This is a genomic window from Nostoc sp., assembly GCF_036917195.1.
Lineage (GTDB): Bacteria > Cyanobacteriota > Cyanobacteriia > Cyanobacteriales > Nostocaceae > Nostoc.
In genome coordinates, this window is sequence record NZ_JBALDG010000104.1 from 1 (window position 1) to 12,145 (window position 12,145).

The window sequence follows — 12,145 nt, forward strand, 5'->3', positions numbered from 1 at the left end:
TTATGGAATTTCTACTTGATGGCTGCATAAATTGCCAGAGTGAAATCCACAATAGCATTTCATAATTTTTTATTCTTATTTAGCGACAAGTCTATAGTTTGGTTTTATTGTACTGACTTACTTACTTAGACCTTTACTGACTTTACCGTCCAGAGAGTGGGCTGTTTCTCGTAATTCTCGTACTTCTCGTTGTAAAAAGAAGTTGAGAAAGGTACGGATACCAGTAATCGCTGCAAGTTTTGCCACTGCATCCCACGAGGGGGAAATAGCTGTGCCAACGATATCGGCAGCTAATAGAAATTCCAGCGCTAAGGCTAACACCACTCCTAGTTCTAAACGGATCGTTTCTTGGAGAACTCGCTCACGTCTCCAGAGATGAAAGATTTTTTGAAGTGTGAGAATGAGTGCGATCGCAACTGTTAAAATTGCAATGCCTTCCAGAAAAACTTTCAAAAAGATTGCGAATTCTTGCAATAATCCTTCTGCCAAAAGTGTGAACTTAGAGGTGTGTTCTACACCAGAAGCAGAGTCTAAGACAATAGCTATCCAAGCAGCATAAACTGACATACCCATCTAAGCTGATCTGTTCGAGTGAGGGTGATGCTGGAAATGAAGCAGTTTGACATTTTTGAAAATACTGGGGTAATTAAAAGCGTGATAGAGTTTTCCAGTCAGAACATCCCGTTCGCCTAACGTGATCAGCCGAAACACCCCTACAGCGATCGCAGCACCCATTGGCGGAGCAATCCAATAAATCCACTGGTGATGCCAATTTCCTGTTACCAGTGCAGGAGCGAAACTCCGCGCCGGATTGAGACTTGTTCCCGAAATTGGAGCTTCTTGCCACACCATCCCGGCAATTAAAAGCCAAAGGATCAAAGGTGTCCAGCGCATCAGCCGATGATGACTGATAAAGATAAAAATCGTCAACATTAAGAGAAATGTAATCGTGACTTCTGATAAAAATACCATCCACAGCGGATAATTCAACCCAGGCAGTGTCATGCCGTTACTAACGCTTCTAGCATAATCTCCCCACAGGGTCACAAGCAGTAACACAGCAGTGATTGCTCCAAGAAACTGTCCAATTACAAAGCCAACAAAATCTCGGAGGTGCATTTTGCCGTGTATCCAAAATGCAAGTGAGACAGAAGGATTAATGTGAGAGCCACTCAGTTTCCCAATTGGAGAAACGGCTACAATCGCTCCACTTCCAGCAAAAATTAGTCCCGTAATCAGCCGCCGAATACTTGAATCAGGCACAATCTGTTCTATTGGCAAACCGTGCCCAAAGTTAAAGACGATTGCACTCAAGCCGATGAAAATATTGAAAGCGGCTCCCAGGAATTCTGCAAAGTATTCGCGCCAATGCAACTGATTCGGAACTTTTAAATGCATAGCTGGTGATTATTATCAAGGGCTTGCGTTAACGCCAAGCAATTAGCTGAAAGAGCAATCGTTAGTGTTCTAGATATTGCGAGACACTACTTCCACCAATTGTTGGCGGAAGTAGTTGGCAAGCAAGATTATTCAGGATCGTCTAAAACTGAACTATATGCTTGCGGCTCTTCGACGCGGTGGTGGATATTACTCCGTCGAGCCTTTACTATCTCTTGATAAACTTTTTTACGAGCTAAATTGACACTACCCAAGGGTACGTGTTCTGGGAGGGTATGCCAAGCCATGAACGATAGACCCTCATCCAGTCGCTTCCGTTCCTCAAAGTCAAATTTCTGAGTTGGAATTGTGATGGTTGCAAGCTTGATAAACGGTGAGTCCTTCTCTTTCCACTCTTGCATTGGATCTTCAATTGGAGTTTTCTCGTCGTTGATATAAAGTTGCACCAAGAAGTCAAAGGTTGCATCTTTGCCCTCTTCCGACAGATATTTAACGACTGCCTCACGCAGGTAAGTTTCGGAAGTGGGGGTTGAACCAGGAGTATCTTGCTCGTGAGGTTTTACAGAAAACTTGATGGACTGAGAACCAAGTTTATAGGGAGTTGTACTCCAATATTGGATCAGCAACGGATTTGCAACTTGTTTGCTCGTAACCGCTTTGAGGACTTCAAAGGTGGATTGTAGCGATCGCAGTTCTTCTTCATTTGCTTGACCAACGCTTGCTTTTGTCAGGTTGGCAAACCCTTGAGCATCATGGACAAAGAAGACCGGATGATTAATCATCAAAAAGTCTTGGGTTTCCTGCTCATCATCCAGCACTTTTTCACCCTCTACCTGTAAAAGTTTGATCGCCAATGCCCGAACATCGGGATCAAGATCCGACTTGAACATACCGCGCTTCTCTATTGAGGAAGCATTGGAGAGCCTCATCCAAAGCGGGTAGGTTTTGGACTGGCCAAAGATACCCACCTTCAACGATTCAGGAATATTTTCCTCAACTTTGAACTCTCCCCAAACCAAGCCGTGACTTTTTGGATGGTCTTTTCGTAGGTCTGGACCCTTCTGGGCTTGAACGTTAAGATCAATGTCCACGATGGTATCAGTAGCCGCTTCTTGAGCAGCAGTGTCCAGGATGGTATTGGTAGCTGTTTCTTGGGTAGCAGTGGATAGATTAGATTGGCTCATGCTTCTTTCTCCTTATAATGCAAGAGAGTGTAAGTGTTTCAAGACTGATAAAATTAGGATTGCAGATGGGTTTTTAGAAATCTTAACCACTTGTTGGTTGCTAGTTCACAGCGCTACTCCTTTCCATGTTGTAATCTATGCGAACGATGATTACAAACTCATAACACCTGCTCTGGTTACTGGATTGTTTTCAATGCCCATACGCCAATCCAACAACCGAATCCATCTATGAGCAACCAGCTACCAATGCGATCAAATGGCATCCAAAGTAAAACGGTTGCAATAATGGGAGTTAGCAAAATCACAGCACCAATAAATAAACTTTGGAGCAAAAAGAGAGGAATTGGGATTTCCATATGTGCTAAACCGTGCAGTCCATGCGCGATCGCGTGGATGACCACGATTATTGTCCCATATTGAGCAATTTTCATCTTTCTTCCTCCTGAATCAAAAATTTCAACAGACATCATTTTTTATTGATGACAGTGGGAGTGCAGACTGCAAATATGCAATGCCGATTAGCTTAACTAACTTACAGCGACAGAAAATTATGGAAAAACCTGTTAAATTAATTTGTTTTACAGAGGTGAATCTGTCTGTCGTAAGCACAATGAATTTCTTTTTGACAATTCTATAATCAAAAGACAGTCTTTTTCTAATTGTCCAGAAACAAGACATTTTTCTCAACAGCCTCACGGCTTATATGCAGACTATTAGCGGGAAAATCAGTATCGGAATAACCAAGGGCTAGACCACAAATGATCAATAATTCTGGTGGGATGTTCAATTCACTGCGGATAATTTCGGGATAAGCCGCTAGCGAAACCTCTACGCAGGTGCCAATGCCGCGAGCGGTTAGGCACAACACCAGTGTTTGTAAATACATCCCCACACTCAAAGCATCTGCAACGCCCAAATCCTGGTGCATACAGACGATACCAACCACTGGTGCGCCAAAAAATTCGTAATTACGCAGAAGGGCTAGCTGTCTATTCACTTTATCGTCACGAGCAATCCCCATAGCCCCATAGACTTGTGCGCCCAGTTCCTGGCGGTAATGCTGGAAGGACTCCGGCAGCCCAAAGCTGTAGGGCGGTTGCTGCTTGGCTTGATTTAGCAAAGTCTCTTGCAGACGATCGCAGCGATCGCCTTGGGCAAACACCAACCGCCACGGCTGGATGTTTGAATTCGACGGTGCATGCTGCGCTAGAGCAAGGGCTTCATCGAGTAAAGCCTGTGGCACTGGTTGGGATAAGAATTTGCGTGTTGAGTGCCGATCTTTAATAGTTTGGTCGAGATCAAACATATTTTATCAACCTCTGTGAAAAATAAATGTGAACGCTCAACCGGGATTCCTGGAATTTGCCTAATAAATATACTCTGCTAATCCTTACTTGGATGCCCAAGCCAGGAAGTCACCCCCTGACTGCCCTCTTTCATGTGCTTGACTGCGGCTTGCGTTGCCACAAACATGGATAATTCGCTGTGTGTCTAATGAAAGAAAACTGCTCTAAATTGAGAGCAAGCAGGTGAACAATAACGGACGATGGTGGTTAAAATCATCAAGACAACTCATATAACCTTTTCTGGTTGCTGAATCGTTTTCAATGCCCAGATGCCAATCCAACTGCCAAATCCATCCACAATTAATATCAAGATGGCTGTAATTTGGAAAAGCAGACCCCAACCTGAAAAGGAAACTTGAGACAGATGATCGGGACTAATCACGAGCAAATGATTGTAAATTCCAAAAAGCAGCGATGCTGCTATTGAACTGAGCAAGAGCCAGCTACCAATGCGGTAGAACTGTGTCCAAAGTAAAACGGCTGCAATCATGGGAATCGGAAAAATCACAATACCCACAAACAAACTCTGAAGCAGAGAAAGGGAAACTGGGATTTCCACATGTGCTAAACCATGCAGTCCGTTGACGAGCGTATGGATTACCACGATTATTGTTCCATATTGAGCAATCTTCATATTTCTTCTCCCTTAAATTGTTAACTAGCATGAGCCACGGCGGTGTTAACCATCCATTCCAAGGGTCGAGGCTGAAAATTTAATTCGCGTTTTGCCTTAGCATTCGATGCGCCTCGCATCTGAGTACCATAATAGATAGCATCCGCACCACTAAGAAGCAGAGTATCCTCAACCGATACTTGCAAAGGCGGTGGAGCATTGAGCCATTGGGCATAAGCAGAGAGCCACACACGCACCTCTAAGGGGCGATCATCCGTAATCAGATAAATGCCAGGATTGCCCCGTTCCACTGCTGCAACTGTGGCGATCGCCGCATCTTCAATGTGTAACCATGACCATACGCCTTCGCCATTTCCAATAATCGGGAACTGTTGCTGTCGCACCTGTTTAGCAACGTCGCCATCGGGGGCAAACCAAGTGCCTGGCCCGTAGAAGAAGCCATAGCGCAGGGCAATTCCTTCTATATTGGGGTTCCCTAGTAAGCGACGCTCAATTTCAGTCACTGTGAGAATGTCTGCTGCAACCGCAGGCGAGGCATCAAAAGCTAGTGGCGTTTCTTCGTCTGCCAATCCAGTACCAGGAACCGCCCAGAATGCGATCGATTGCCTCAAGTAACGGCGCACACCTGCCGCTTGCGCTGCCGCCAGCACATTGGCACCCCCTTCTCGACGAATGCGAGTGTTCAAGGCTGCTGCTGCACTCATCGACTCGCCTGTGTAAGTTTTGGGCAAGGAGGTCAGTTGTTCAATCACCACTTCCGGTTGAGCGCTCTTGATGGCAGCTTTGACAGCATCTGCATCGAACACATCTGCGATCGCAGATTCCACGCCATGTTCAGCTAAAGTTTCTGCTCTTTCTGGAGAACGGGTCAACGCGACTACATCGTGTCCTTGCACCTGCAATTGTGCGATCAGCGGACGACCGATCGCTCCCGTTGCGCCTGCAACAAAAATTTTCATCTGTGAACCTCCTGTTAAAACCTGTGAAATATTTATAGAGTAAGACGAGCATAGAATCGTTGCTTGTGACAATGTGAATTTTAAACTTGAAATAGCGATCGCTCTTTCCACTGATGAACCTGATCAGCTGAGTTCAGCCATGCCTTCATGTGTTATTTCAAATCACTTGTTAGGTTGAAGTCAGTGCCGCATTCATTACATCAGTGTCAATATAAACCTCTAATCGCCCAATTTTTTCTTCCTCAATTGTCCAGATGTGAGCCAAATTACAACTGAACTTTTTCCCAGTTAGCTTTGCTACGCCACTAGTCTTGCCGATCGCAACTATTTGAGCGCCAGCTTGAATGTAGTGAGATATCTCGACTGAAGAATCAATCAGCGGAAAAATCTTTGAAAAAAAAACTTTTATCTGATCAAAACCACGATACTGACCACCCCAAGATAGTTCTTCAGTTTGGTAAAATTCAACATTAGGGGACATTAGAGAAAAATAATTAGAAATATTTTTTTCTCCTAAATATATGTAAGCTTTCTTGATAATTTCTAAAGCATTCATTTTGATATTTTCCTCATTTTAACTAAATTTAATAACATTGTTTACCTGTTATGGTAAAAGGCTAAACCTCAAACATCCGTAATGCGCCGTTGGCAGTTCCTTTATCCTCCTAATAATTATTATCTGGATATTTCTTTCGTTGATTTTCTAGAAACTCGTCCATTTCTTGATTTTGTATTCCTTCTTTATCTAATAAATTTTGTAAGCGCTCTCTATGAAATTCACCAAGTCCATAAAGTAAATAACCCTCAGCTTTGGCTTTTTTAATATGTTGGTACATAGAAAAATCTCTTTCCTTGTCAGCTTTTCGTTCTGGATCCTTTTCCTCTTTACTATAATTTTTGTCAGATTGGAATTCACTTGTATCTTTTGGGTTTGCTTTTTTTGTACGTTCTATTTTTACTTCTGCATATTTCGTAAACTCATTCCTAAAATCTTTAAAAATTTTCCAAATTTCTTTATCTGTTTTTCCTAAAACATCATTGAGATTTTCATTCGAGATTGAATCAAACATTTCCCTTTCTTGTTTATAAATTTTATATAACTCTGAGGTTTTATCACAACTAGCAGCAGTTATAATTGCTGCTTTTATTAGGTAATCAGATGGAGGTTTTAATTGGGGTAGGTCTTGAACAAACTTAATATTATATAATCCCTTTAAAACTTTTGGATAAAAATCCTCAGCTTTATGATTATATTTATCATTTTTATCTAAATTCATTTTTTTATTTAAATATTGGTCTCGTTCAGCAATTAATGTTTTAATTTTTGTAGTTGTTTCTTCTGGAAGTTCGGTGTATCCTTCGTACATAAATTTTTGTGTATGTACTGCATTTACTATATCGGTTAATGTCGTTTTATTATGGTTTTCCCCTAGTACAATTAGTTGATTGGGAAGACGTATCCAGGTTTGCTTTTTTTTGACATACCCTATATTTTCAGTTTTTTCTTCTGCATATTTAAAAAATTCATTTTTACTATTAAAGTATCTTACTATATCATCGTTTAACATATACTGTACATTCCGTTCTCCTTTACCTTTATCTAATTTTTTAGATTTAGTTTTTTCTCTATATTCCTTATCTTTATTATTTTAAAAAAGGGGACGATTTTCTATATAAACTTTTCCTTGTATTAGCTCACCGCTATCTTTATTAGACTCAATTTTTTCTATCCTATCTGATAGCGGCTTTATCTGTGCATTCACAGTATTTGATTGCTGTTGAGATTGAATTGTGTTCATACTTTGCTGAACAACATGTGTAAGCTCATGCGCTAATAACTCCTGCCCACTTCGACTGCTTGGCTTATACGCCCCGGAGCTAAAAAATACATCCTGCCCGGTGGTAAACGCCTTCGCCTGTATCGATTGATTCAACTGGTCAGCTTGAGTATCTGTGTGAACCTTCACCCCACTGAAATCAGCCCCAAACGCCTGTTCCATTGGTTCTCGAATCCTCTTTGCAAGTGACTGTCCGCTACCCTTAGCCTGTTGAATCGAAGTTTCTAAATCAGGTGATGCAGCCATACCTCCATCTGACATCCGCTGCACCATTGGCTTCATTTGCAGTTCTTCATTTTGCAATAACTCTTCTGGCTGAAGTTTATTGTTCTGTGGTTGATGAATGCGTTGCACTACCTGACGCGCTGTTTCATCTGCTTCTTGTTCATACTTATCCCAAGGCTCCCCAATTGTCAGTTTTGCCTGAATTGGTGTTAGTCTATCTGGTCTTGTTAATGGAATATTAGCTATATTATGACTAAATTGCGACATTTTTTCCAATCGAGAATTTAATAATCCATCCATCGAAGCTTGCAATACAGTTAAGTGCTCCTGACCCTCTGGCGTAATCGTGCCATACTTCGCCTGTATCTTAAGTTTAGTTACCTCTATTTGCTGCTGTGCAAAAGCATCGTTCTCAATATCCTTAACTGACTTATGCCCCCCTGTTATACTTGCTGCTGAAATACTAGGCAGCTTAGGCGCAAGCAAAGATGTATTTTCTGAGGTTTTAGGATTTGAGGGAGTAGATAAGTGGATTTTGGGAGATTTCATTTTACACCTACTATTTTTATTTGTTAATAACAAGAGTTGTAAAGTCATGAATTAGAATAAAGCTATAAATTCAGTGTTTAAAAAACTATTTTATTTTGGGCTTTACCTTAAAGGAAACTTGATAAAGTTACGCCTATTATAAAAATTATCTTATTGCTATTAAGCCGGAATTAAACCAAACTTGAAAGCAGTGACAACAGCTTGAGTCCGGTTAGTAACCTGCAATTTTTTAAAAATGCTTGTTAAATGAGCTTTAACAGTTGCTACTGTAATATATAAACGTTTGGCAATTTCTTCATTAGAGTCTCCTTGCAATAACCAGTGCAGAACTTCTTGTTCCCGTTCTGTTATCTGAAGCTTTTGACGTGTTAAAACAGAAGCCTCTGAATCAGCCCAGAATCGCCGGAAAAACCCACTAGCAGCTTCTGTAGGCAGATAAATTTCAGACTTAAGTGCAGTAGCGATCGCCTCACACAATTGAGTTACCAAACGATTTTTAAAGATATAACCTGCGGCTCCTGCCTGCATTGCTTGAAAGATGGCATCATCTTCTTGATGATCTGACAAGATTAAAACTTTACCAATAAAACCTATCTCTTTTAAGCGTATCAGAGTTGCAATTCTATTACCCGAAGTTAATCCTAAATCGAGAATAATTAAGGCTGGTTGCTTTTGAGTAACAAAGTTTATAGCTTGCTCAACAGACGCAGCTTCAGCCACAATTTCTAGAGGTAATTGCCCATTGTTGCTATAAAAATTAAGCAGAATATGTAATTCTTGGCAAAAGTCTTGATCGTCATCTACAAGAAGTACAGGAAGCAATTGATCTATAGTCATGTTAAAACTCTCCTACAAGGACTTCAGCTTTCTCCAAGGAATTGATGTATCGGGTAGTCTATTAACGCCCTCTTTTTAGACATAATCACTCCTCCCAGTTCTTGTATTGCTTAACTAGTGTTGATTGAATATGAAACGAATATACAGTCAGGATCTGTGAAACCTAACCAATTTTAGATGTGAAGCATTCACAAATCTGACTTTTCTCATTCTCTTTTTAGTGGATACGTAGACATAAAGCGGCTTGTTGTCAGACATCGCTTCTTTAATCACTATCCAAAATTCCTATTTTCTGCGGTAAATGAACCATTTACAGTATAGACAATTCCTCATAAATCAATTTTTTAGTTACTGATGAAGTCGTAACTTATTTCGATTGGGAATTGGGATCAACATGATAACTAACTCCACGGTAAATTAGATTATAAGCTGAACCAGTATGAGAAACTGGCTGAAATGGTTTTTTCCTACTTTCAAGCTGTGAGGAGTTTAATTCGTAGCTAAGACCGCGATAGTAAAGTTTCATATTTGCCTCGTGAATTATGATCAAGATATGTTTACTTAGGGAATGAAATGCATTATTCAAAAAGTTCGCTTTCTTTTATATGGGTGTATTTCAAATCAATTTATGCACTTTTGATATCAATTTATAATTAAGTTTGAAATTACCTATAGCAATCCTAAAAGAGTTACCAGAAAATTTGCCCCCAAGCTAACGCTGTCTCCCTTTGGCTAAAGTAGACTATAGGGGAGTTACAACTATCTAAGAAACCTAACTATTTTTTAGATGTGAGACATTCACAGAGCATCGTTGGTTGTAACAAGTAGATAATCGCGTTGACATATATTGTTTATCTTGATGATGTAGAAACTTTAGTTCTATATATCTATGGGTGTAAGCAAATCTATATTATGCAGCTAGTGAAAAAATTCTTTCCGCACATAGCACTTATTTGCGGTAACAGACATCTTCCATAGTGCTAGTCTGTCAAATATGGGCTGCTTGTAGCTTCGAGTTGTAGTTATGGAAAAGAATAACTGTAAGTAAGTAGGCACAATTAAACAAAACTACGTAAACTTATATAAAGTACCAGAAACACTTTGAATATAAGCTTTTAAGCAATTTATATTTCTTAATTTAATTGTATTTTTTAATGCCCATCTACTTACTACATTACATAGCAATGTTTACGACAGGCTATGACGCTCGTTCGCGCCAGCGTCCCGTAGGCAAGACTCGCTATCGGGGTTGCCCTAATTCATATTTCTATTCTGCAACACCTTTTTTCCTTTTATCAGCATTGACCATTTAGTGGTCAGTTCAAGATGGCTGATGACTGACTATTTTTTCTTTTCAGGAACGTTTTAACTTTGAATGAGTGTAATTTTTTTTACTTCTAATTCTGTAGGCATTATTTTCTGATCGCTTGCCTTTAGTCTAAACTTCAAAATATTACTAGTTTACTACATTTTTATTAGTTAGAGTCTCGGATTGTCAAAGAGTATTAAAAATCTCTAAATTAATTTATAATTTTCGGCATTGTTCCGCTGGTAAAATAGTCAATTTCTTGTCATGCTCAAAATAAATCAGCAGAGAAAACAACTCTAATAAGTAAATCTTCTCTCATAATGCTGATTGTGCCTCATTTTTTCTATTTGTCGATTCTTCCCTTCACTGTCAGACGATAGTAATAGCAGATATGACTATAAATCCACTATTCAAAGCCAATAATAATTTTCCACTTGATTCCCTTAGCCATGAGTAAAAATTACTTGATGCCTACTCAGTAGCAGTTATCAATGTAGTAGAAAATGTCAGTCCATCCGTTGTTAATATTGATGTCCAAAAAACTTTAAAAGCACTTAGTCGTAATCAGCAAAACTTGATGCCAGAGATACACAGCAATGGCTCTGGATTCATTTTTACGCCAGATGGATATATTTTAACTAATAGTCATGTTATACATAATGCTACTGTTATTCAGGTGACAATCTTTGATGGTCGCACTTATCAAGCAGAATTAATTGGAGAAGACCCAGATACAGATTTAGCAGTAATCAGAGTTCATGCATCTAATTTGGTTGCAGCGCGTTTAGGTGATTCTCAAGCTTTAAAAGTCGGTCAGTTAGCGATCGCAATTGGTCATCCTTATGGATTACAAACAACGGTGACAACTGGTGTCATCAGTGCTTTAGGGCAATCATTTAGAGCGGATTCAGGTAAATTAATTGATAATATTATTCAAACAGATGCTTCCCTCAACCCTGGTAATTCTGGCGGACCGCTTGTGACATCCAACAGCGAAGTGATTGGGATTAATACAGCTTTTGTTGCCTCAGCACAGGGGATATGCTTTGCCCTACCAATTAATACTGCAAAAATAGTGATTCCAGAACTGATGAGATACGGAAAAGTCCGGCGTGGTTATATAGGAATTGGTGGACAAAATGCCCAAATCTATCGCCGGATTATGTTTTTCCATGAATTATCAGGAGATAAAGCTATTTTCGTCATTTTCGTTGAGCGGAATAGCCCAGCACAAAAAGCAGGAGTACGACAAGGAGATATTATTGTGGGTTTAAATAATCAACCTGTTAATGGTATTGAAGACTTACACAAACTATTAACATCTCAATTTCTAGAGGTACAATTGCAACTTATTATTGTGCGCGACAATCGGAAATTTATTGTTAATCTTGTGCCAGAATTAAGGTAATTTATTAGAAAATAGTTGTTCTTTGAAGGCGCAGGATAAAGGGTTTGAGAGATTAAGCTACAAAGTCAACTTAAACGCTTATGTATGAGTTATTTTGCAAATTTTGCCAAAATTTTGTAGACTCTTATTTTGGCTCATTGTCCTTAATCGCCTCCAAAGCATTGTCCCTTGCATGAAACAGTATAGCAATATATATCGGCTTCAATCCTGAGCCATTTAACTGCGAGGTAGTCGCGTAACATCGGAATTACAAGTTCTGCGGGAAAGTTGTCAATGAGTTCAAAGGGCATTGAGTAGCTATACATCGTCAGCAACTTTAGCCAAGTATTGCTCATATTTTGGTTATTCAGATATTGAGACAGTCTGGACTTTAGACTAAAAGAGAGCGATCATGCTTGTAGTTGTTGTGCAAAAAATAAAGGGATGCCTGTAATAACAAGCACCCTAGTAACGGAAGA

General features: G+C 39.8%; 13 protein-coding genes. 1 reads left to right on the forward strand and 12 read right to left on the reverse strand.

The features are described from left to right. Window positions 1-117: 117 nt before the first annotated feature. From V7K40_RS33395 to V7K40_RS33450, 12 genes are all read right to left on the reverse strand, one after another. Window positions 118-567 carry a DUF1622 domain-containing protein gene (locus V7K40_RS33395; protein WP_334967152.1) on the reverse strand — a complete coding sequence of 150 codons (450 nt, stop codon included), beginning with the start codon at window positions 565-567 and terminating at the stop codon, window positions 118-120. A gap of 6 nt (window positions 568-573) precedes the next feature. Further along, complete coding sequence (locus V7K40_RS33400; protein WP_334967153.1) at window positions 574-1,398, reverse strand: aquaporin; 825 nt, start codon at window positions 1,396-1,398, stop codon at window positions 574-576. A 128-nt stretch (window positions 1,399-1,526) separates the two neighbouring features. Continuing rightward, window positions 1,527-2,582 (reverse strand): catalase family protein, encoded by a 1,056-nt coding sequence (locus tag V7K40_RS33405; RefSeq protein WP_334967154.1) that lies wholly within the window; start codon window positions 2,580-2,582, stop codon window positions 1,527-1,529. 176 nt (window positions 2,583-2,758) lie between these two features. Further along, window positions 2,759-3,013, reverse strand: a complete 255-nt coding sequence (locus V7K40_RS33410; RefSeq protein ID WP_334967155.1) for a hypothetical protein — start codon at window positions 3,011-3,013, stop codon at window positions 2,759-2,761. A 224-nt stretch (window positions 3,014-3,237) separates the two neighbouring features. Next, window positions 3,238-3,888, reverse strand: a complete 651-nt coding sequence (locus V7K40_RS33415; protein ID WP_334967156.1) for a nitroreductase — start codon at window positions 3,886-3,888, stop codon at window positions 3,238-3,240. A gap of 266 nt (window positions 3,889-4,154) precedes the next feature. Further along, window positions 4,155-4,562 carry a hypothetical protein gene (locus tag V7K40_RS33420; protein WP_334967157.1) on the reverse strand — a complete coding sequence of 136 codons (408 nt, stop codon included), beginning with the start codon at window positions 4,560-4,562 and terminating at the stop codon, window positions 4,155-4,157. Window positions 4,563-4,582: 20 nt separating this feature from the next. Further along, window positions 4,583-5,521, reverse strand: a complete 939-nt coding sequence (locus V7K40_RS33425; protein ID WP_334967158.1) for an NAD(P)-dependent oxidoreductase — start codon at window positions 5,519-5,521, stop codon at window positions 4,583-4,585. Window positions 5,522-5,690: 169 nt separating this feature from the next. After that, complete coding sequence (locus tag V7K40_RS33430; RefSeq protein ID WP_334967159.1) at window positions 5,691-6,077, reverse strand: nuclear transport factor 2 family protein; 387 nt, start codon at window positions 6,075-6,077, stop codon at window positions 5,691-5,693. A gap of 109 nt (window positions 6,078-6,186) precedes the next feature. Next, window positions 6,187-7,089 carry a hypothetical protein gene (locus V7K40_RS33435; RefSeq protein ID WP_334967160.1) on the reverse strand — a complete coding sequence of 301 codons (903 nt, stop codon included), beginning with the start codon at window positions 7,087-7,089 and terminating at the stop codon, window positions 6,187-6,189. A gap of 81 nt (window positions 7,090-7,170) precedes the next feature. Then, on the reverse strand, window positions 7,171-8,133 hold the full coding sequence (locus V7K40_RS33440; RefSeq protein WP_334967161.1) for a DUF4157 domain-containing protein: 963 nt from the start codon (window positions 8,131-8,133) through the stop codon (window positions 7,171-7,173). 159 nt (window positions 8,134-8,292) lie between these two features. After that, a complete protein-coding gene (locus V7K40_RS33445) occupies window positions 8,293-8,970 on the reverse strand; it encodes a response regulator transcription factor (RefSeq protein ID WP_334967162.1) in 678 nt (225 codons plus the stop codon). Between the two features lie 367 nt (window positions 8,971-9,337). Continuing rightward, complete coding sequence (locus V7K40_RS33450; RefSeq protein WP_334967163.1) at window positions 9,338-9,496, reverse strand: DUF4278 domain-containing protein; 159 nt, start codon at window positions 9,494-9,496, stop codon at window positions 9,338-9,340. Between the two features lie 1,270 nt (window positions 9,497-10,766). Between V7K40_RS33450 and V7K40_RS33455 the strand changes: the two genes are divergently transcribed. Beyond that, the gene (locus tag V7K40_RS33455) at window positions 10,767-11,687 is read left to right on the forward strand and encodes a trypsin-like peptidase domain-containing protein (protein ID WP_334967164.1); all 921 of its coding nucleotides are present in this window, start codon (window positions 10,767-10,769) and stop codon (window positions 11,685-11,687) included. Window positions 11,688-12,145 lie beyond the last annotated feature (458 nt).